The sequence below is a fragment of the Enterococcus sp. C57 genome (assembly GCF_040887305.1).
GTDB lineage: Bacteria > Bacillota > Bacilli > Lactobacillales > Enterococcaceae > Enterococcus_B > Enterococcus_B hirae.
Map to the genome: position 1 here is coordinate 1 of NZ_JBFOFP010000015.1, position 22,026 is coordinate 22,026.

The 22,026-nt window shown below is 35.5% G+C and carries 22 protein-coding genes and 1 pseudogene; 19 read left to right on the forward strand and 4 right to left on the reverse strand.

The genetic code is table 11. The features are described from left to right. Positions 1-606: 606 nt before the first annotated feature. The 4 genes from AB5M32_RS13380 to AB5M32_RS13395 all read left to right on the forward strand — a co-directional run bounded on the left by AB5M32_RS13380 (position 607) and on the right by AB5M32_RS13395 (position 5,838). Complete coding sequence (locus tag AB5M32_RS13380; RefSeq protein ID WP_063627556.1) at positions 607-1,827, forward strand: DNA repair exonuclease; 1,221 nt, start codon at positions 607-609, stop codon at positions 1,825-1,827. Continuing rightward, positions 1,824-4,523, forward strand: a complete 2,700-nt coding sequence (locus tag AB5M32_RS13385; RefSeq protein WP_063627555.1) for an AAA family ATPase — start codon at positions 1,824-1,826, stop codon at positions 4,521-4,523. The genes AB5M32_RS13380 and AB5M32_RS13385 overlap by 4 nt, the downstream gene beginning before the upstream one ends. Positions 4,524-4,526: 3 nt before the next feature. Continuing rightward, entirely contained in the window at positions 4,527-5,471 is a 945-nt protein-coding gene (locus AB5M32_RS13390; protein WP_010737065.1) for a 3'-5' exoribonuclease YhaM family protein, read from the forward strand. Positions 5,472-5,622: 151 nt separating this feature from the next. Next, positions 5,623-5,838, forward strand: coding sequence for a hypothetical protein (locus AB5M32_RS13395; RefSeq protein WP_010720908.1), 216 nt, complete (start codon positions 5,623-5,625; stop codon positions 5,836-5,838). 173 nt (positions 5,839-6,011) lie between these two features. Here AB5M32_RS13395 and AB5M32_RS13400 read toward each other — a convergent pair whose 3' ends face one another. The 3 genes from AB5M32_RS13400 to AB5M32_RS13410 form a co-directional block, all read right to left on the reverse strand. Then, a complete protein-coding gene (locus AB5M32_RS13400; protein ID WP_081128411.1) occupies positions 6,012-7,022 on the reverse strand; it encodes a peptidylprolyl isomerase in 1,011 nt (336 codons plus the stop codon). 176 nt (positions 7,023-7,198) lie between these two features. Further along, positions 7,199-7,537: a YtxH domain-containing protein gene (locus tag AB5M32_RS13405; RefSeq protein WP_010720906.1), complete on the reverse strand. Its 339-nt coding sequence runs from the start codon at positions 7,535-7,537 to the stop codon at positions 7,199-7,201. Next, a complete protein-coding gene (locus AB5M32_RS13410) occupies positions 7,530-7,964 on the reverse strand; it encodes an HIT family protein (protein ID WP_178287177.1) in 435 nt (144 codons plus the stop codon). The genes AB5M32_RS13405 and AB5M32_RS13410 overlap by 8 nt, the downstream gene beginning before the upstream one ends. A 135-nt stretch (positions 7,965-8,099) precedes the next feature. On the opposite strand from AB5M32_RS13410, the gene AB5M32_RS13415 reads away from it, so the two are divergent. The 4 genes from AB5M32_RS13415 to trmB all read left to right on the forward strand — a co-directional run bounded on the left by AB5M32_RS13415 (position 8,100) and on the right by trmB (position 11,795). Beyond that, positions 8,100-8,837: an ABC transporter ATP-binding protein gene (locus AB5M32_RS13415; protein ID WP_010720904.1), complete on the forward strand. Its 738-nt coding sequence runs from the start codon at positions 8,100-8,102 to the stop codon at positions 8,835-8,837. After that, on the forward strand, positions 8,830-10,041 hold the full coding sequence (locus AB5M32_RS13420; protein ID WP_010720903.1) for an ABC transporter permease: 1,212 nt from the start codon (positions 8,830-8,832) through the stop codon (positions 10,039-10,041). Before AB5M32_RS13415 ends, AB5M32_RS13420 begins: the two co-directional genes overlap by 8 nt. 179 nt (positions 10,042-10,220) lie before the next feature. Next, positions 10,221-11,003, forward strand: coding sequence for a phosphotransferase family protein (locus tag AB5M32_RS13425; protein ID WP_010720902.1), 783 nt, complete (start codon positions 10,221-10,223; stop codon positions 11,001-11,003). A 138-nt stretch (positions 11,004-11,141) separates the two neighbouring features. Beyond that, positions 11,142-11,795: a tRNA (guanosine(46)-N7)-methyltransferase TrmB gene (gene trmB / locus AB5M32_RS13430; protein WP_010720901.1), complete on the forward strand. Its 654-nt coding sequence runs from the start codon at positions 11,142-11,144 to the stop codon at positions 11,793-11,795. A 115-nt stretch (positions 11,796-11,910) separates the two neighbouring features. Here the strand turns inward: trmB and ade are convergent, their stop codons facing one another. Continuing rightward, positions 11,911-13,641: an adenine deaminase gene (gene ade / locus AB5M32_RS13435; RefSeq protein WP_063627728.1), complete on the reverse strand. Its 1,731-nt coding sequence runs from the start codon at positions 13,639-13,641 to the stop codon at positions 11,911-11,913. Positions 13,642-13,771: 130 nt separating this feature from the next. Here ade and comGA point away from each other — a divergent pair, with 130 nt between their 5' ends. From comGA to AB5M32_RS13490, 11 genes and pseudogenes are all read left to right on the forward strand, one after another. Continuing rightward, positions 13,772-14,701, forward strand: coding sequence for a competence type IV pilus ATPase ComGA (gene comGA, locus AB5M32_RS13440; protein WP_178287179.1), 930 nt, complete (start codon positions 13,772-13,774; stop codon positions 14,699-14,701). Continuing rightward, positions 14,658-15,707, forward strand: coding sequence for a competence type IV pilus assembly protein ComGB (gene comGB, locus AB5M32_RS13445; RefSeq protein ID WP_178287181.1), 1,050 nt, complete (start codon positions 14,658-14,660; stop codon positions 15,705-15,707). Before comGA ends, comGB begins: the two co-directional genes overlap by 44 nt. Continuing rightward, complete coding sequence (comGC, locus tag AB5M32_RS13450) at positions 15,704-16,000, forward strand: competence type IV pilus major pilin ComGC (RefSeq protein WP_063627553.1); 297 nt, start codon at positions 15,704-15,706, stop codon at positions 15,998-16,000. Before comGB ends, comGC begins: the two co-directional genes overlap by 4 nt. After that, the gene (comGD, locus tag AB5M32_RS13455) at positions 15,975-16,439 is read left to right on the forward strand and encodes a competence type IV pilus minor pilin ComGD (protein ID WP_178287183.1); all 465 of its coding nucleotides are present in this window, start codon (positions 15,975-15,977) and stop codon (positions 16,437-16,439) included. Before comGC ends, comGD begins: the two co-directional genes overlap by 26 nt. Positions 16,440-16,467: 28 nt before the next feature. Beyond that, a complete protein-coding gene (locus AB5M32_RS13460; RefSeq protein ID WP_014834442.1) occupies positions 16,468-16,740 on the forward strand; it encodes a hypothetical protein in 273 nt (90 codons plus the stop codon). Next, the gene (gene comGF, locus AB5M32_RS13465) at positions 16,715-17,149 is read left to right on the forward strand and encodes a competence type IV pilus minor pilin ComGF (RefSeq protein WP_034700735.1); all 435 of its coding nucleotides are present in this window, start codon (positions 16,715-16,717) and stop codon (positions 17,147-17,149) included. Before AB5M32_RS13460 ends, comGF begins: the two co-directional genes overlap by 26 nt. Continuing rightward, a complete protein-coding gene (gene comGG / locus AB5M32_RS13470) occupies positions 17,118-17,489 on the forward strand; it encodes a competence type IV pilus minor pilin ComGG (protein WP_010720893.1) in 372 nt (123 codons plus the stop codon). Before comGF ends, comGG begins: the two co-directional genes overlap by 32 nt. 165 nt (positions 17,490-17,654) lie before the next feature. Beyond that, entirely contained in the window at positions 17,655-18,662 is a 1,008-nt protein-coding gene (locus AB5M32_RS13475; protein ID WP_010720892.1) for a class I SAM-dependent methyltransferase, read from the forward strand. A 24-nt stretch (positions 18,663-18,686) separates the two neighbouring features. Continuing rightward, on the forward strand, positions 18,687-19,871 hold the full coding sequence (locus AB5M32_RS13480) for an acetate/propionate family kinase (protein ID WP_010737077.1): 1,185 nt from the start codon (positions 18,687-18,689) through the stop codon (positions 19,869-19,871). Positions 19,872-20,094: 223 nt separating this feature from the next. Beyond that, the gene (locus AB5M32_RS13485; protein WP_178287185.1) at positions 20,095-21,309 is read left to right on the forward strand and encodes an immunoglobulin-like domain-containing protein; all 1,215 of its coding nucleotides are present in this window, start codon (positions 20,095-20,097) and stop codon (positions 21,307-21,309) included. A gap of 243 nt (positions 21,310-21,552) precedes the next feature. Then, a pseudogene (locus AB5M32_RS13490) lies at positions 21,553-22,026 on the forward strand (hypothetical protein); the annotation flags it as partial.

Below are 22,026 nucleotides of genomic sequence, written 5' to 3' on the forward strand. Positions count from 1 at the left end.
AATTTAGTTCATCTGCTTTTTTGTTTGCATAAATTAAGAGAAAATAAAAAGTTAGGAATAATCGTATTTGGGATTGTTCCTAGCTTTTTTACAAACAAAGGTATATTAAAACAATGAAGATGGAAAAGCGAGGCATTCCTCCTATTTAGCTGGTTTTTAGTAAAAGATAAAAGGTGACAAAATTAAATATAGTTAACAGGTTGTTTGACGAAGTGAGGCTGCCAAGTAAAAAAATTGCACTGAAATTTGCAAACAGATTAAAGATAGACAGCTGGAAATACAAGTTACGCTACATATCAAAAAGACAGTGTGTTAATTCCCCATTTTCTTTTTCTATCCTTTTAGAGAAAAAGGAGTAAATAATCCTCATGCTTCTACTTTTACCATAAAATACAAAAAAGTTAGGCATAAAGCAAGGGGAGAATTGGTCGGAGTAATCTATTCGAGTGAATGCGAACAAATTTTCGGTTTATGATGAAAAAAAGCAATGAAAATGGTATGATAAAAGGGCATATAATTTTATAAAGCAGTACCTATTTTATAAAAATTATTCAAATAAAGCCGGATAAGGCATAAATTCATCTTGAGTAAAAAGGAGGACACTCGATGGTTAAATTCATCCATGCAGCTGATTTACATATCGATCGCTCTTTTGAAGGACTAGTAAATTTAGATAAATCGGTACAGGAAAAATTATTAGAGGTTAATTTAAAAGTTTTAGCAAATATTGTAGACAAGGCTATAATAAATGAAGTTGATTTTGTTTTACTTGCGGGAGACACCTTCCATCAAAATCGTCCTTCATTAAAAATCCAAAAAAATTTTTTTGATCAAATCGAACGATTGAATGAAAAAGAGATTGCTGTCTATTTGACATTTGGAAATCATGATTATTATCAATCAGAGCGCTACTGGTTTACTTTTCCCGAAAATGTCCATTTATTTACTTCGGAAGAGGTAGAAACAAAGACATTTTTATCTAAAAAAGGGGAAAAGGTCGCCATCAGCGGGTTTAGTTATTTACACCAATGGATACAGGGAGATAAAGTTGCTGAATTTCCTTTACGACACTCAGTGGATTATCATATCGGTCTGTATCATGGTGAAATAGGGAGCAATCAGCGGGGAAACTATGCACCTTTTCAGCCGTCTAAAATGCAGGAAAAAGGCTATGATTATTGGGCATTAGGACATATCCATGTGCCAATGTCTTTAAACGAAAAAGAAACAATGAATTATCCAGGGGCACCTCAAGGCCATACCCAAAAAGAGCAGACAGCTAGAAATGTTTTATTGGTTGAATTGACCTCCAGTGAATGCCAGACGATTCCGCTAGAGGTCGCAGAAGTATACTGGGAGAGTAAGAACGTGTCTTTAAAAACTGCTCGGACTACGCAAGACGTGTTACAAGTGATCCAAGAGCAGTTAACTATGGGAAATCCAAAACTGACGTTGTTAGATTTAAAGGTAACAGAGTATCATCACTTGAACCAAGAAGTGATTGATCGAATCTATTCTGGCGAATTACTTGAGTATTTAATGGAAAAAATAGCCAACCTATCTACAAATTTACTTATTTGGCGTATATCTATTAAGGAAGATGAAAGAATGAATCGAATATCGTTGAAGGTCTCACAGACATTAGTTGACCAACTCTTTGAAACTTATCGGGTAAGTGAAGATTTCCATCAGATTTTAGGTGAGATGTACAGTCATCCTGATGCGGTTCGCTTGATGAATGATTTACCTGAATATCAGGAAGGTACCTTGACTAAAGCCAAGGCAATACTGGAGCAAGATTTTGTGTTCGAGGAGGAAAGTATATGAGAATCCTTCGAATCGAAATAGCTGCATTTGGTAAGTGGAGACAAAAAACATTTGATTTTATTTCTGGAAATCAATTGATCTACGGTGAAAATGAAGCAGGCAAGTCAACGATTTACCAATTTATTCAGGCTGTATTATTTGGCTTCCCTTCAAAAGGAAAGAAGAAAAAAGACTATACGCCGAAAGATGGGGCTGCCTATGGTGGGAAAATTTGGTTAGAACATCCTGTTCATGGAGAAATACTAGTTGAACGTTACAAACAGCAAAATCGTGGGAAATCCAAAGTCCTTTTTAATGAGCAACAGGGAAGTGATGAATTATTAGAGAAATTACTTTCTCCACTAACAAAGGATTTATTTCAGCAGGTTTTTACTTTTCAACAAGAACAGTTAACTGAACTAGATCATCTACGAGAAAAAGAATTACATGATGCACTGATCACATTAGGGATTACGGGTAGTTCGTATGTTTTTCAAAAAAGACAAGAATATTATCAGCAAGCCCAACAGCTTTTTAAGAAAAAAGGACAGAAACTGCTTATCAATCAGAAATTGAATGAGTGGAAGAACCTTCAAGAAAGAGTCCATCAAAAACAAGAGCAGGAATCTTTTTTCGGTGAACTCATTCGACAAGAACAAGCCTACAGTCAAGATCAAAGAGAGCTACAAAAAAAACTCCAAGAGATAAACGAAAAAATTTCTCAGATCAAGCAACAAGAGCTGAATTATTCTTTATACGAAGAGTGGCAAACACTTAAAGCCAATACCTTACCACAAGTTCCTGAAGAACAGTTGCTTTTAGACTTAGAGGAATTCACTAAACGCTATCAGCAGATGACGGAACGCCTAGATGAGCTCGAAGCTACTTTAGAAAAACATAGCGGAATGGATCAACAGTCGGCACGATATTATTTCTATTTGGAACAAGAGCAAGTACTAAAAGAATTGCAACAACAGCAAACACAAATCGAACATTGGCTGAATGAATGGCAAAGACTCCAAGTGGAAGAACGAGAAATTGATTCAGAATTAAAAATTTTAGAACAAAGTTGGCAATGGCAACGGACACAAATGCCACAAGAATTTTTGCATACCGAAGAATGGCAGCAACTGTTTTCTGAAAATCGTTTGTTGAAAGAACAAGTCAATCAATTATCAATCAGATCAGAAATCGTCTTAGAGCAGCAGCGGACGATTGAAGCGGAGATCAACCAATTAGAAGCCACACATCCAGAATTATTACAGTCGGCACCTTCAGAAGTTCGTTCAAAGAACAAAACACCGTTTGCTATTATCGGCGGATTCTTTTTTGTGGTGGGGATCTTCCTACCAATGCCTTGGAAACTAGGAGTCTTTTTATTAGCCTTAGGTACATTGGGGTATTCATTTTATGAAAGGAAATCACTGAATGGTCAGAAAAGTGATTTATCAGAAATCAAAGGTAAGTGGCAAGAAAAACTGGGACAATTAGACAATACGTTAGCTCAAATCGAAGAAATCAATCAAAGTAAAAACAAGCTAGTGATTGAACAACAAAAAATCCAACAAAAAGCTTTCGATTTTCCAAAGGTCCATCACTTAGGAACGATGAATACCTTAGAAGCGATGAAGGAATATGGGCATGAAGTATCCGATTATCAAGACTTGTATAGCCGCTTGATCAAGAAACAAGAACGAGCAAATGAGATTCAACAAAAGTTGGTACAGCTTGATCGTCAGTTTGAATTGATTAAGGAATGGTTACCGTTACAAGATAAAGGAATCGCTGAAAAAATGGTGCTTTTAACGAACTTCATCCAAGAAATGGAACAATTGAAATTCGCTAGAAGTTATCAACAAAATACACTGTTGAAACAAGAAATCAACCAATTGAAAAAGAAACAAAAAAGTTTGATCGAACACTATAGCGGACAGATGGAACAGGTCGGACTTGCTTATCCATCCGAAGTAGCTGCTTATTTGCAAAAAGCGCAACAAACAAAAACACAACTTCAACGACTAAAAGAGTTGGATGAGATTCTCGCGCCACTTTTTCCAAAAAAACGGACACGGGAGCAATTAAGTACTGAACTGTATCATAATCAAGAGAAACAACGGCAGTATCAGTTTGAAGAAAAACAATTGATCGAACAACGTCAGCGGTTAAAGATCCAAATCGAGGAATTACAAAAAGATGGTACGTTGGATGAGATGTACCAAGAAGAAAGTTTATTGAGAGCACAACTGCAACAACTGATGGAACATTGGGGCGGTCTAATGGTCGCTGGGACTTTTTTAGGGGATCTGTCTACAGAAATGAGTGAACGTCAATTACCACAATTGTTAAAAGCTGCTGGTCACTATTTAGGAGTCTTAACACAAAATCATTACCAAGAGATTTTATTGAGAAATGATACTTTGACACTAACAGACGGTGTAACTGATTTTCCCATTTATGAATTATCTACAGGAACGAAAGATCAACTGATTATGGCCATGCGCTTTGCCTACCTATCGTTAGAATCAAAACGTTCGATCTGTCCAATCATCATAGATGACGGTTGGTTGCATTATGACCATCAAAGAAAATATCAATTAGCCAAATTGTTAGCTGATTTCGGTCAAAATTATCAAGTTATTTGTTTTTCTTCTGACCAAGAAATGGTAAGCTATTATCAGGAGCTTCAACAATCTGTGAATATATTAAAGGATGTATAAAGAATGAAAAAAATTCGTGAATTAGTTGTCGATGAACAATTTGAATTGTTTGTTTTAATTAAAAATGCTGATGTCAGAGTTGCGAAAAACGGAAAAAAATTTATTGCATTTACTTTTCAAGATACGTCTGGAACGATTGATGGCAAATATTGGGATGCTTCTGAAGAAGAGATCAACAAGTTTACTGCTGGGACAGTTGTTTTCTTAAGTGGGAAGCGGGAAATCTATCAAGGAAACCCACAAGTAAAGATTTTGCATATGCGATTGACTAAACTTGAAGAGCCAAGTGATCCTAGTTTTTATATGGAAAGGGCTCCTTTGAAAAAAGAAGAAATGGAAGAAGAAATCAATCAATTATTATTTGATATAACAAATGCTCATTGGAATCGGATTGTCCGTCATTTACTAAATAAATATCAAAAGCAATTTTTTGAATTTCCCGCAGCAAAACGGAATCATCATGCTTTTGCGAGTGGATTAGCTTATCACACATTGACTATGTTGCATTTAGGTAAAGCGATTGCTGATGAATATCCAGAATTGAATCGATCGTTGTTATACGCAGGAATCATTTTACACGATCTCGGAAAAGTGATTGAATTATCTGGACCGATGAGTACGGAATATACTTTAGCGGGTAATCTAGTGGGGCATTTGGTACTAGTAGATGAAGAAATCACGAGAGCATGTATCGCATTGAAAATAAATGAAGCAGATGAAGATGTTTTGGTATTAAGACATATGGTCTTAGCACATCACGGCTTATTAGAATACGGATCGCCGGTTCGACCACGTATCATGGAAGCAGAAATCTTACATCAGATCGATAATCTCGATGCTTCAATGCAAATGATGTTGACGTCGATTCGTCAAACAGAACCTGGAAAATACACTGAACGGATTTTTGGAATGGAAAATCGTAGTTTCTATGTTCCCAAAGAACTATAGATAACTAAAGGCACGTAGCCTAACACGAACTACTTGTGAGCCTACGTGTCTTTATTATTGGAAAATTTATTTTGTTATTGATAAAAATCTACAATAGTGTAAGATTGTAGTCAGATGAGAAACCGTTTTACTAATAGGGGGAAAATAGTTAATGAATCATTATATCCAATCTCTTGGCGTTCAAAGAGATCCGCTATTTTTCTGGGTATTGGGAATTTTCTTCTCAGTATGTTTGTTGTATATGGCTTATAAATTGAGAAACAAATCCAAGATTGCTTTGATTACTTTAACGACTACGGGCGTCTTTATTTGTATTTTTGCTATGTTTGCAACGATCGTTACACTGATGACCAGAATCAGTTACTAAAAAACAGCTCTTTGTCAAAGTGAATAGGTAGCGAAAAAACATCAAAGTCAATCATTTACTTTGGTGTTTTAATCTATGCTTATCTTTTACAAAAAATAAGGTGGAAATTACGATCCTTCTTAGAAATTATAGCGTCAAAAAAAACAGACCTGGATAGGTCTGTTTTTTTCATCTTATTTGCTTGATGATTCAGTTGTTGATGATTCAGAAGTTTTTGTTGATTCAGTTGTTTTAGATTCAGAAGATTTTGTTGATTTTGTTTTAGACTCAGATGTATTGGTATTAGCTGTTTCCATAGTAAATGGCGTTAATACATTTTTAAAGGCATCATCTGTGACTTTTACATTTTCTTCTTTTAATACTTTAGCGATAATTTCTTTTTGTAGGTCTTGATCACTTTCTTTTGTATCTCGGGCGATTGATTCTAATTGTTTCTTGTATTTATTCATGTCATCGCCTTTATTTTGGTTTTTGACCATTTTTACAACATAATAATCTGTTGAGTATGAAGTTGTATTTGTCGCTGAAATAATGTCAGATACTTGACCGTCTTTTAATTTGAAGGCTGCTTCTTTCACTTCAGTTGGAACATCTGTCGTTTGAGAATCAAATTTGATTTTTCCGCCATCTTTTTTAGTTGCTTCATCGGTTGATTTTTCTTTTGCCAGTTTCGCAAAATCAGTTCCGTCATCTGCTGATTTTTTCACTTCTTTTGCTTCATCTTCACTGCTTACTTTAATGATTTGTGCTTCAACTTCTGGATGGAAAGTTTTCCAAGCTTCTTTTAAATCTTTTTCTGTCACTTTGACGTTAGCACTTATACCAGCTTTTAATACTAAACTGCTTCTAAGTGCTTGTTTATATGAGTCTTCTGTATAACCAGCTGCTTCTAATTGTGATTTAAAGGTGTCACCGTAAGTTTCTTCATTCTTTTTGTATTCAGCATTGACATCTTTATCCGTTACTTTATCGCCATATTTATTTTCAAAGGCTTTGTAAATAATCATATTTTGAACTAATTGTTGGTTGTTTTGCGTATGTTTTGCTTCATTATAAAAATCTTCAACCGTGATAGTTCCGCCTTTCATTGTGGCGATGTCTTTATTTGTACTACCTGAACAAGCAGCTAATGCTAATACAGCTAGCGCACTAGTTGCAGCTAAAATTATTTTTTTCTTTTTCATTAAAATTGCTCTCCTGTGATTTATTATTATTCTTACAATAATAACTATACCATATCTATTTATTAATAAAAACGTTCTCGTGATAGTTTCAAATAAAATTCAAATTTTGATCACATTCCTAACTAAAAATTAAAAAAACAATAAAATTAAAATCAAAAGTGTTATAAAATTCCGCATTATTGCATGTCTTGTGGCAAATCATTTGTTAATTTTTCAACTTGTTCTTGGATTTGTGCAATTCTTGGTTCTGCTTGAAATTTAAAATTTTCAATATCTTTTTTCATTGATTCTTGAAAAGCGGGGATCAAAGTATTTGCTGTTTCTTTTGTGTCAACTAATGCTTGTTTGAAATTATTAAGACTGTTATTTAAATCATTTGTTAATTCCGTTGCTTCGTCTAGTTCAGCAATCAATTTTTTTCTGGTTTCGTTCCCGCTTCTAGGAGCAAATAACAATCCAGATATAGCTCCAACGGTCGTTCCAAAAACGATTCCTTTTAAAAAGTTTTTAATCAATGTTCTTCACCTGCTTTACAATGGTATGTTGAATTTGTTGCAATTCTTCCGCACTATATTCTGACTGATGGTTACCAAAGTGGATCGAAAAATCATCTTCTTTACTATAGCGAGGGACCAAATGGACATGTGAATGAAATACAGATTGATAAGCCAATTCACGGTTATTATTCAAGATATTCAGTCCTTGCATCTCAGGAAAGGCTTCTTCAATTGAACGAGCGATTTTAGGGATACGTGAAAAGACATCAGATGCTAGTACTTCGTCATATTCAAAAATATCAGAAACGTGTTGTTTTGGAATGACTAGTGTGTGTCCTTTTGTCGCTTGGGATATATCTAAAAATGCATAGACTTTTTCATCTTCGTAGATTTTATAACTAGGGATTTCTTGCTTAATAATTTTACAAAAGATACAGTTTTCCATAGGAAACATCCTTTCCATCAAAAATATTATTTATGTTAACTTTACCATATGTTCAAAGATTTGTATGAAAAAAAATAAATTGACTTCGTTTTCTTCATGGTATAATAAAAACAATCGAACGACGGAGGAAAAATTATGAGTCTAATTGTGGAACATGTAACAGGTGGCTATGGACATCTACCTGTTTTAAAAGATATTAGTTTTAGTGTACAGCCTGGCGAAATGGTAGGATTGATCGGTTTAAATGGCGCTGGAAAAAGTACAACGATCAAACATATCATTGGCCTCTTAGAACAAAAAAAAGGATCTATCACGATTAATGATCTGAGTTTGAAAAAAAATACTGAAGAATACCGAAAACAAATCGGTTTTATACCTGAAACGCCTTCTTTATATGAAGAACTAACTTTAAGAGAACATATCGAAGTGACTGCGATGGCCTATGATATTCCAATCGATATAGCGATGCAACGAGCTGAGAAATTGTTACATACGTTTCGTTTAGAGAATCGTTTGGAATGGTTGCCAGCCAATTTTTCAAAAGGGATGAAACAAAAGGTGATGATCTTGTGTGCTTTCTTGATCGAGCCTTCTTTGTACATTATTGATGAGCCTTTTTTAGGATTAGATCCATTAGCAATCAATGCTCTTTTAGAACTAATGGTAGAAATGAAAAATGAAGGTTCAGGGATCTTGATGTCTACGCATATTTTAGCTACGGCAGAAAAATATTGTGATCGTTTTGTAGTTCTGCACAATGGAGAAATACGTGCAGATGGAACCTTAAAAGACTTACAGGAGGAATTCCGACTACCTGATTCTTCTCTGGATGAAATTTATATCTCCTTGACAAAGGAGCAGGATCATGAATAATTTCTTTCAATTGCGATTAGCAAAACACCAGAAAAAAATGATGAAGTATTTGCGTTATGTACTAAATGATCATTTTGTATTGGTTTGCTTATTTCTATTTGGCGGAGTCGGCTTTTACTATTCAAACTGGTTAAAAACGTTAACGACTCCTTTTCAAATGGGTGGGATTATCCTTACGATCTTTTGGTTTATTTGTTTGTTTTTTGGTAAATTTGCCACTTTCACGCAAGCGGCCGATCTGGTTTTTCTACTACCGAAAGAAAAGGAGATGCATCAGTATCTCCAACGAGCTTTTCTTTATTCCAGTCTATTTCCTTTTCTGTTCTTAGGACTAGCTTGTGGCTTTTCAATGCCCCTCGTGGTTGTGACAACCGGGCAGCCTTTTTCTTTTTACTTCGTTTATTTACTGATTCTCTGGGGATTGAAGAGTAGTCAACTACAAATCAAACGAGTGGAGCTTTTCCGGATTGAAGAGAAAAAATTGATGGTATGGAAAGCTTCTTGGTATCTTTCGACATTGCTGATCTTGTTGCTTACGGTCTATGGATGGCTCTGGCTTGGATTGTTAGCTATGTTGATTCAATTAAATATTTACTTTTGGTTTTTATGGAAAAATATGACGTATCGGTTGGATTGGGAAAAAATGATACAAAAAGAAGAGCAACGTTTACATCAAATCTATCAATTCATCAATCTTTTTACTGACGTGCCGGAAATCACTTCTAAAGTCAAAAGAAGAAGGTATTTAGACCCGTTGCTTCAACATACGAAGAAAACGAAAGATAATACTTATTATTATCTTTATGTCAGAAGATTTATTAGAGGTTCTGATTTCAGTGGTCTTTTCTTACGCTTAGTGTTGATTGGAAGTATCTTGATTGCAGGTATTGAAGATGTTTATTTTATAACTGCTATTGGGGCGCTTTTTATCTATTTGATCGGATTCCAAGTGATCCCTTTATACAATCAATTTCGTTACATGACACTTGTCCAACTTTATCCAATCACGGAAAAGCAAAAAGAAGTTGCGCTGCAAAAGTTATTGTTAAATCTTTTGCTGATTGCCGCTAGTCTTTTTGGATTGATTGGTGCGATCGTATTAAATGGTCTAGACAAACTCATACCGATTATCAGTTATTTGATTGTCATCGGCTTGTTTATTAAAATCTATACACCGACTCGGATCAAGAAAATGAACGAATAAAAGAGGTGAAAAAACGAGAGAATAAGGCAGATTTGCTTTTTCTCTCGTTTTTTTGATAAAAGATGGTTTTTTAGAGAGGAATACAGGAAAAAAGAACGTATATGTGCTTGACGTTCGGGGCTTAGGCGACTAGAATAATAAGTACTGCAAATCATAGAGTTTAGAGGACGGGAGAATGCATGATGGAGTTTCAGTTAGACCAAGAATGGCGTTTACGCCCAATCAAAGGTGATACGGGAAAAACATACATAGGCATGCGCGATGAAGATAAGGTCTTTATTAAACGCAATACGACTCCAATGCTTGCTGCACTATCCCGAGAAGGAATTACACCAAAACTGGTATGGACGAAACGGACAGGAAATGGCGATACCTTAACAGCACAGGAATGGCTAGAAGGACGTTTATTAACTCCGACCGAGATCGGCCAGCGAAATGATGTTATTGATGTCTTGTATCATTTGCATCATTCTGCTTCACTTAAAACGATGTTGACTCGGATCGGTGGTAGAGTGATGACACCAGAAAAAATGTTGCAACAATATGAACTGGAGTTACCTGAGACACTCAGAAAGAATCGATTTTTACAAATCGTTCACCAGTTTTTGCGTCAACAAATTCCACAGATGGATAAAGAGAACTTTGCAGTTGTACACGGAGATGTCAATCATCGGAACTGGTTAGTGTGCAAAAATTATTTGTATCTAGTTGATTGGGATTCAATTATGTTTGCTGATCCAGCGGTGGATATTGCCACGATTTTAGGGAATTATGTTCCATTATCTAATTGGAATCAATGGCTCGTTACTTATGGGATTCGCCCAACGGATGAGATATTAGAAAAATTACATTGGTATGCTGCGATGAACCTTTTACAAGAGATTACCCGATATTGTCAGCGTGAAGATCATCGACGAATGAATGAAGAGATCTTACAGTTGAAAAGAATTTTTAGTGGTTGAGCAAAGAGTCAAAAAGAATGAGTACGGTGTACGAATAAAGCATTTATTGTCGATTATTTATTCAGAGTTAAGATCAGAAGAGTAGAACATCACTTGTCTGATCTTTATTTTTTTAGGAAAGAAAGGAATGGAGTTTTCATGCGTGTACGTAATCGCCCAGGTGCTGCTGAAATGCTAGCAGCGCATCCAGATTTAGTAATAAGTGAACCAACCAAGTGGAGAGGTAAGTGGAACGAACTATTTGGCAATGAGCAGCCGATCCATATTGAAATTGGTATGGGAAAAGGTCAGTTTATCACAGGAATGGCTAAGGCTCATCCTGAAATCAATTATATCGGGGTAGAAATGCAAGTCAGCGTTGTATCAATTGCTTTAGATAAATTAATTGAACAACCATTACCAAATTTAAAACTATTGCATGTTGATGGTTCAGCGTTGACGGAATATTTTGCAGATAGTGAGATTGATCAAATCTATTTGAACTTTTCTGATCCGTGGCCTAAAAAAAGACATGAAAAACGCCGGTTAACGTATCATACATTTTTAGCGGTGGATGAACAAATTCTACGCCCTAAAGGAGAAATCCATTTTAAAACAGATAACCAAGGACTATTTGAATATTCATTAGCTAGTTTTTCTCAATACGGCATGATCATCAAACAAGTATGGTTAGATTTACATCAAAGTAAATATGAAGGAAATATCATGACTGAATACGAAGAAAAATTTTCTTCAAGAGGTCAAAGAATCTATCGTGTTGAAGCTCAATTTCCAGATAAAACGAAGAAATAATGACTTCATTTAATCAAAAGCAACCGAAACATTTTTGTTTCGGTTGCTTTTTTGGTTGTAGATGCAGCTGTTCGAGCAAGGAAAAATTGTAGGACAAAATATTTTCGTATTTATTTTATATAGAAGGTTCAATCAAGTTAAATTTAGAAAATGAAAATAAGCCTTTATCTGTGATCTTTAATTCGGGGATGACAGATAATGTTAAAAATGAAAGTGTTAAAAATGGATCGAATGATTGACTGGCACCTAACGCATGTGCTTCTTTAGTTAAGGAAACTAACTGCTCATTCACAGCTAAAAAAGGTTCTTGAGACATTAAGCCACCGATTGGTAAGGGTAAACAAGCCAACTCTTGACCATCTGCAACAGCGATCATTCCGCCACCTTTTTTGATTAATTGGTTTGCTGCTATTAACATATCTTCGTCATTCGTTCCCACCACGACGATGTTATGGGAATCATGCGCAACAGTTGTTGCAAGGGCTCCTTTCTTTAGTTGAAATCCCTTAACGATCCCAACACCAACATTTCCTGTTCGATGGTGACGTTCGATCACAGCAATTTTTAGTTGGTCGTTGGTAATTGAAGGAACAAAGACACCATTTTTTGTGTCTACTTCTACGAGACAATCATTGGTCAATAAACTGTTGGGGATGACTTCGATCATGTGGGCTTTTTCAGTACAAAGTGGTAAAGCAAAAGAATCGACCGTTAATGGTTTCACATCCATTTTTGGTAATTTTTGAGCATAAGTATTTTTTTGTCTCGGAAATTGTTCCAGATTCAATTGTGCATTCTCTACCACGATTTTTCCATTAGAAAAGACAGTATTGATTGGAAGAGTCGATAAATCATTGGTTAAAAAGAAATCAGCTTGATAGCCAGGTGCGATGGCGCCTAGCTGACTTAAGCCAAAACATTCGGCAGCGTTTAGTGTGGCCATTTGAATAGCTTGTAATGGTTCCATTCCTAAATGGATTGCTTGGCGTATGATGTGATCGATAGAGCCTTCTGCAACCAGATCATCGATCAGTTTATCATCCGTGACAAATAAACAACGTCGTGAATTTTCTGGTGTTACAACGGGAAGGAGTGCTTCGAGGTCTTTTGCAACTGTCCCTTCTCGAATCATTAAATACATCCCTAAAGCTAGACGTTCTTTTGCTTCTTGTGCGTTAGTCGCTTCATGGTCGGTTTTTATACCAGCCGTCAAATAGACGTTTAGCTCATCTCCTTGAATACCAGCTGCATGACCATCGATTTTCATATTTTTCTCATGCATCAATTGTAATTTATCAATGATGGTTTTTTCGTTATTTGCAACAGCTTGGTAGTTCATCACTTCAGCAAGTCCCAACACTTCAGGACGATCAAGAAAAGGAATGAATGATTGGGCGTCTAGCACTGCGCCGCTTGTTTCAAAAGGTGTTACAGGAACGCAGGATGGCAGCATGATAAAAATATTCATTGGTACGGATTGGGCATCTTCAATCATAAAATCAAGCCCAATACTCCCTGCTACGTTTCCTATTTCATGAGGATCAGTAATTACCGAGGTGACGCCATGTAATAAAGAAATTTTTGCAAACTCGCTTGGAGATAAAAGTGAACTTTCGATATGCACATGCCCATCAATAAGTCCTGGTACGAGGTATTGATTTTTTGCATCATAGATTTCTTTGCCTTCGTATTGACCGATCCCCACGATTTTACCGTCACAAATCGCAACATCACCGGTTAGGATTTCTTTTGTAAAAACGTTGACGATTTGTGCATGTTTGATTACCAGATCAGCTGGTTCTTTTTTCCCAGCGACTAAAATATGCTTTGTTCGTAATGATTCCACCATGTTCCCTCCAAAATAAATTTTTAATAGTATAACATAAATTCGGATTTTGCCCATCTTTTAGCATTTAATGATACAAAAATAAAATAGTATTAGAAAAAAGACGTATGTTTTTTATGGAGGGGATAAGATGGATATAAAGAAGATATCAGATGATCTCATTAATGAAAGTTATAAAAAACGTGTTCAAGATATCTATATAATGCCTAATCAAACTGATTTCAATATTTATTACCGCTATAGTAAAAAACGAACATTCCAAAAAAGTATTGCATCAGATATTGGACAACAATTAATCTCACGCTTTAAATATTTAGGAGAGATGGATATCGGTGAGAGAAGAAAAGCGCAATTAGGTGCAATGACTTACGTCTTAAAAGAAAAAGAGGTCAGACTGAGACTGTCTTCTGTAGGTGATTACTTACAAAGAGAAAGTTTGGTGATTCGATTACTTTATGATTTGTCTGAAAAACAGTTCCGCTGTTTTTGTCCTGAGGATTTAAAGGTGATCAATGAGCGGAGTAAAAAGCGTGGGCTCTATTTGTTCAGCGGACCAGTTGGATCAGGAAAAACTTCTTTGATGTACTATTTGGCACAAGACAAAGAGGTACAAGTAATTACAATAGAGGACCCAGTAGAAATTGAAGAAACAGCCTTTTTACAATTACAAGTAAACGATAAAATCGAACAAACGTATGAGGAATTGCTGAAGCTTGCATTACGTCATCGTCCAGATTTATTGATCATTGGAGAAATCAGAGATAGCAAGACAGCGAATGTAGCAATTCGAGCAGCGTTGACAGGTCACCGTGTATTTGCGACGGTTCATGCCCGCCATTTAGATGGAACCGAAGCGAGAATTCTTGAATTAGTTGGCAGAAGCGATGAGTTTTTTGAATGTTTATCTGGCGTAATCTACCAAGAAATCCTTTTAGACCAAACACAAGCAGCAGCGGCTTTATGGGGATACAACTTTACCTACAATGATTTTGAGAGGAAAGGGTGGGACCAAAGCTATGAAGAAGCAAAAAATAGTCGCTGGCGATCGTTTGCCTTCTAAGAAAATGTCACTGAACCATCAAGCAAAGTATATTCGACTGATGGGGGAGTTACTTGACCATGGATTTAGTATTCAAGAAGCAACGGAAATATTGTTGAAGATCGCACCTGTCCCCCATATTTATTTACAGCAAGGACACCGTTTATTGCAAGAAGGACATTCTTTTTATGAGGTTCTACAAGCATTGGGTTTTACTCAAGACAAGCTTGTGCAAATCGAGTTAGCCAGTGCGCATGGGAACTTGATCCAAACATTGAATGGGATGGCAGAACAATTTCGTCTCGTAGCAGAATTTCGAAAAGAATTAAAAAAGATGATCAGTTACCCGTGTTTACTGTGTTTGTTTTTATTAGGGATCTTAGTTGCATTACGCCAATTTATTTTGCCACAGTTATTAACTTCGGAAATGGTCATGGATACGCATTGGGGAATCCGATTTTTGCAGTCCTTTCATTGGTATGTTCTTCTTGTTTTACTGTCTGTTGGTTTATTATGTCTGTTTATCAAGATCAGGCTCTTAAAAATGGATATGATTCAACGAGGGGAATGGTTCAGCAACAAACCATTGATTGGTTCGCTTTTTTCCCTCTACCAGTCTTCTTATATCGCTTTAGAATTTGGAAAATTATTCTACGAGGGATTAGAATTGCGCCAAATTATTTTTTGTTTGAAAGAAACAAAACAAGGGAGTTTGATCCAACTATTAGCATTTCGTCTGACAAAAGGGTTAGAATCAGGAATTTCTTTAGCACAGCAGTTTGAGACTTATTCATTTTTAACGGCTGAATTTAGTCAAATCGTTTTACAAGGGGAAGCAAAAGGAAACTTAGGTAAAGAACTTTTGTTTTACAGTAAATTAGCAAGACAGCATTTTTTCCAAAAGGTGAACCGTGGACTTTCATGGATACAGCCAGTCCTTTTTCTAGGAATTGCAAGCTTGATTCTATTGATTTATGCAGCAATTTTACTGCCGGTTTATGGTAACATTGAGGAGGTTTTATTATGAAATATCTAGTCAATTTCAGACGAAAACAATTAAGGAATGTTGAAAGTTTTACGTTGATCGAAATGCTGATCGTCTTATTAGTGATCAGTGCATTAGTTCTCTTGTTCATCCCTAATATTTCCCGCTATCGAGATCATGTCAATCGAGAAGGCAAACAAGCAGTGATGCAATTGGTCGATGCTCAAAAAGAATTGTACTCTTTGCAAAATAATGGGAAAGTCCCAACGATCGCAGAACTCTTAAAGGAGGGATATATAAAGCAAGAACATGCAGATGCCTATAACCAAAAATAAACCAATCTGCCTTACTGGTTATACTTTGATTGAAACCTTATTTGTTTTGACGATCACTTTAGGATTATTTCTATTCCCTTCACTTTCAGTCTCAGCTTGGCAAAAGCAGATGACAATAGAGCAATTTTTTGCACAATTTGAAAGTCGGATATATGCCACGCAGAAAATAGCCATTGTCAGCCAACAAGCTACAAGAATCTTTTACGATCAATCAAAGAATCAAATTGTTTTTGACGTACCCAATCCAAATCTCGGGTGGTCAACTTTAGAGGTGCCAGATGAAATTACTGTCCAACAGATGGAAAAGCTCATATTCGCTGCGGGAACCGGCAACGAAAGTTCATTGCAAGCTTATCGGTTTTATTGGACGAACAAAAGACAAACAATCGTTTATCAATTCCAGCTAGGGAGTGGTCGATATATTAAAAAAATCGAATAGACATGCTTTTGTTCTATTAGAAACAGTAATGGCTTTATCCATTACCTTATCGTGTATCTTTCTTGTCAGCCATGGGAATTTGTATTTATTAACTGCAGAAAAGCAAAATAATCAGGAAATCTTATTACTTCGCAGGCTATATGAAGATGTAAAAACCTACCGAATGTATGAACAAATACCGAATCGAACGTTAAATGGACCAGATAGTCAGACAACCATAACCGCTAAAAAGAAAAAGATCGAAAAAGTGAAGCTCACACAAGGAGACAAAGTGATTGAGATTACCAAAATACCAGAATAAAGCTGCCTTTACACTGATTGAATGTTTGATTTCGCTTGCCATTTTAAGTGCTGTTTTACTTTCAATCAGTCTTTTAATCACGCAAACAACGAAAGTGGAACAATATTTACAACGAAAGGATCAAAAAGAGTGGCTGATTTTTTTAGCTCAGTTTGAAGAAGAAATAAAAAAAGGAAAAAATGTCGTCATTAAAGATAACCGTATTTATTATGAGATGGAAAAGAAAACCTATTTATTTGAGCAATATCATGCGTTGATACGTAAACGAGAAGTATCAGGGGGACACCAACCTGTGTTAACACAAGTCAAGCATTGGGAAGTGAGAGATTCTACTGCAGCTATCACATTTTTAATCGAATTTATAAACGGAGAGAAGTATGAGGGGATTTGGACCAAGCCACTATCATAAAAAGCATAACAAGGGGTTCAGTAGTAATATCTTATTCTCAACCTTACTATTGTTTTTAGTTTGTAGTTCCTTATTGTCGATCATTGTACAAACTTATCGCTCGACAGTAGATTTGAATCAACGCACCAAAAATTATTATGTAGCAAAAATAATCAAACAAATGGTTTTATCTGAAAGTAACGAGTTGAAAGAACAGGGAATGTATCAATATAATTTAGGAAAGGTTCATTACAAAAGAAAAGCGAATCAGCTAACGATCGAAATTCAGATCGAATCTCAGCATTTTCAGTTCATGGAAATGCTTAACAGTGATACAGAAAGTAACACAGAAAGTGAGTGAATCCATGAAAACGCACTCTTTTCTGTGTTACCGCTGTTTACATAACGTTTATGTTTTTTGTTTCACAAATAAAAAAGTGTGAAAACGATTGAAATTTTGCTCATAGTTCGTTAAAATTAAACAGGTAAAATAATTGTTATAATATATCTAGAAATGAGGTGCACCATGTTACCAGAAAAAATGGAACAGGGGTTTGAACAAAACCTAAAAGCGATTCAGCTTTTACAAAATGCATTGGGAACTTCCTTTTTAGAAGCCTATGTCGAAAATGCTGAAAACTTAATCGACAACTATCAAGTACGAGTGGTAGATGGAGTACCGTCTGAAGAAATCAAGCAACAGATTTCTGCTTTGTATAAAGAACTCAGTCAACTTTCCTTTGAACCAGAAGAGTGGCGCCGTCTGTCACAACTACTGTTACTAAAGGGGAGTCAGACAGAACATCTTCAAGCGAACCATCAACTTACTCCAGATAGTATTGGTTTTTTATTTGTCTTTTTAATTGAACAGCTATTCACAAATAAAGAAGAACCAATCAAGATTTTGGACATTGCAGCAGGAATGGGCAACTTGTTATTAACAGTTCTTTTAAACCTATCAAGTGCGGGATACCAAGCGGAAGGGATGGGTGTAGATATTGACGATACGTTATTAGCGGTTGCTGCTTCAACAAGTGATCTGACTCAGGCGAATGTTCAATATTTTCACCAAGATGGCTTACAAGAATTACTGATTGATCCAGTGGATGTAGCTATCAGCGATTTACCGATTGGTTATTATCCGAATGATCAAAAAGCAAAAGAGTTTTTAACAAGCACCACACAAGGGCATAGTTATGCCCATCATCTGCTATTAGAACAGGCAATGAAGTATGTCAAACCAGATGGATTCGGTCTGTTTTTGATGCCAAGTAACTTCTTAGAAACAGAACAAAGTGAAGAAGTCAAAAGATGGTTTAAAGAAGAAGGATATCTTCAAGGAATGATCCAATTACCAGATGAATTATTCCGTAACAAGCAATCACAAAAAAGTATTTTGATCTTGCAGAAAAAAGGAACAAAGGCAAAACAAGCACAAGAAGTATTACTTGTAAAACTTGATTCACTAAAGAAACCAGAGAAGGTGACTGAATTTTTTAAAGAATTTGAAACATGGAAATCGTCTTCTCTTTAATCACGCACTAAGAAGGAGAATTATATGTCTAAAACAATTGCTATCAACGCTGGAAGTTCAAGTTTAAAATGGCAGCTATATCAAATGCCAGAAGAAACCGTAATTGCTAAAGGAATTGTCGAAAGAATCGGTTTAGAAGATTCAATTTTTACGATCAAATATGGTGAAGATCAAAAATTTGAGAAAATCATGGACATCGATGACCATGAAGTAGCAGTAAAAATGTTGTTAGATCAACTGATTGCATTACAAATCTTAAGTTCTTACGATGAAATCACTGGGGTAGGACATCGTGTCGTTCATGGTGGAGAAACTTATGCTGATTCTGTAATCGTGGATGAAGCTGTGATGGATCGCATTGAAGAATTAGCAGAGTTTGCACCATTGCATAACCCTGCTAATCTAATGGGTATCAAAGCATTTAAAAAAATCTTACCTGATATCCAAAGCGTGGCTGTTTTTGACACGTCATTCCACGCAACAATGCCAAAAAGCAGTTATTTGTATAGCTTACCTGTTTCTTACTATGAAGATTTCAAAGTAAGAAAATATGGCTTCCATGGTACAAGTCATCGCTATGTAGCAGAACGTGCGGCTAAGATGTTAGAGAAACCAATCGAAGAGTTGAAATTGATCACTTGTCACTTAGGGAATGGTGTTTCAATTACGGCAGTAGATGGTGGAAAATCAGTTGATACTTCGATGGGATTCACACCACTGGCAGGTGTAACAATGGGAACACGCTCAGGGGACATCGATCCAGCTGTTTTACCTTATCTAATGGAAAAATTAGAGATTGATATTGATGAAATGGTCAACATTTTAAACAAAAAATCAGGTTTGTTAGGTCTAACAGGTTTATCAAGTGACATGCGTGATCTTGAGAAAAACTATGAACAAGAGCATATCCATTTGGCATATGACATCTTTGTAGACCGTATCCGTAAATATATTGGTGGATATGTGACAACGATGAACGGCGTTGACGCAATTGTTTTCACTGCTGGAATTGGTGAAAATGATGGGCACGTCCGTAGTGAAATCATTAAAGGGATGACATGGTTTGGTTGTGAAATTGATCCTGAAATGAATAAAAAACGTGGGGAAGAATTAGATATCTCCACAAAAGATTCAAAAGTCAAAGTACTTGTCATTCCAACTGATGAAGAATTGATGATCGCTCGTGACGTGGAACGTTTACGTAAATAAATATTCTAATGAAATAGTTGTTAGCCTTTTTTAGGTATGAAATAGTGTAACGAACGTATCATAATTTTAAGAATAAATTTTTTCCGAAGTGAACATTGTTCACTTCGTTTTTTTGTTTTGTCTATAAAAAGTGATTGATTGAAAAAAAGAAATGTTCTTTTTTAAATCAATAAAAAATATAGAAATAAAATAAAGTATTATGAAAAAAAGGGAGGAGATTGAATTGAGAAAAACAAATCGATTAACGATAACGATTATGAGTGTACTAATATTAGCTAATTCATCTATAACTGCCAGTCCATTTGTATACGCAGAACAAAATGAAGTCTCAGGAAAGAAAACAATGAAAAGTGAAATCAGCCAGGCAAATATTTCAGGTGAACATTCAGATGTGAAACAAACGAACATTCCTAATGATCAAAACGTTAAGAAAGCGACTGAGGCAGTGAAACTTCTGTTTGATGAAATAGGAGCAAAAACAAGTAATACCCAAGCAAAAATTAATGAAGTAAAGCTACAAGTAATGGAATTAACAGAAAGTGTACAAAAAACAAAATTATTTGAAAAAATTGTTCAAGCGCAAGAAATGTATGATTCAAAACAGACTAAAATGACAAATTCTAAAGAAAAAAATGGACAAAAAGAATTTGACGAAAAAACTCCTTCCTGTACAATCGACCCCTATATTTATGGAAACGTATATATGACTGGTGCTTATGAAGGGGAAATCAATCAATTTAAATTGATTGTTGGCGATAAAGAATATACCCCAGGTTTTACTTTGTTACCAAATAATCAGTACAAACTTTATATTGGAAAGAAAATTCCGCCTTCAATTTTTTCAGTCACAGTAAAAATCTTTGATAAAAAAGGAAAAGAGACAAGTTCTCAAAACGTTTCAGTTCAAGCACCGAAACTCACCATTAACAATTACACATTAGGAGAAAACTATGTCAAAGGTGAGTTTATTGGTGATGTTGCTAAATTTAAATTGAGGGTGGGGACCACAGGAAGCACGAAAGAATACACTCCAGGTTTTAGACGATTAGCGAATAATCAATTTGAAGTCTATGCGAAAGATAAAATATTACGTGGAAGTAAAAGAGTCGTTTTGGTTGCTCTGAATTCAGAAGGAGATTTGTTAAAATCTGGTTTAGTTAGAGTCCAATCTCCCTACTTAGATATAAATGACTATAAATTAGGAAATGAATATATTACAGGTACCTATGCTGGGGCAGTAAAGAAATTTAAGTTAGTAGTGGATGGAAAAGAGTATTTTCCAGGATTTAAATTGTTAAAGGATAATCAATTTGAAGTCTACGCGAAAAACAAGGTATCGGCGCTAACTAAATCTATTACTTTGATTAGTTTAGATGAACAAGGAAAAGAAATCGTTAGTAAGCAAGTGGTTTTCATTGATTCAACGAATAAAGACTGACTATTTTTATAGCTGAAGCATTAACGACTCGTATAAAAAGTTACTTGAATAGAAATAGAAGAACAGCCAGTGTCACAAACAAAAATTTTTTTACCGAAGTGAGTAACTTTAACATTGTTTTTTATTTTATAAAATAGTCTATTTAAAAAAATGACATTTTTTTTTAAATAATTAAAAAAAATAGCGAGCCCGAATAGGTTATTATTTCCTTAAATCAAATAAACAAAAAAGGGTGGTTTTTAATTGAAAAAGGGGAACTTGAAAAAGAATTTAGTGTCGTTTTCAACTACGAGTGCATTAGTATTATCTAGTTTATCTGGAGTAGTGACACCAATGGTCCATGCAGATCAAAATGGGGCGGGAGAAGGCATCACTATTACTACTTCGGAAAAAAATGAGAAAAAAGAAGAAGCAAATCAATCAAATCAATCAAGTCAGGCGAGTGAAACAAGTCAAACACACGCTTCAGAAGAAAAAGAAAATAAAAAAGTAGAAGAAACAACAACATCTTCCACTACAAAAGAACAGAACGCATCAAGTGTGCCAGTACCGGAACAGAAGAATACACTTGCAGATGAAGTGATTCAACATGCTACTGATGCAGTCAATAATCTATTTGATGGAAATGGAGCAAAAGTAGGCAATACTAAAGCTCAAATTGATGCGGCGAAACAACAAGTCGAAAGCTTACCAGATAGTGATCAAAAAACAGCGTTA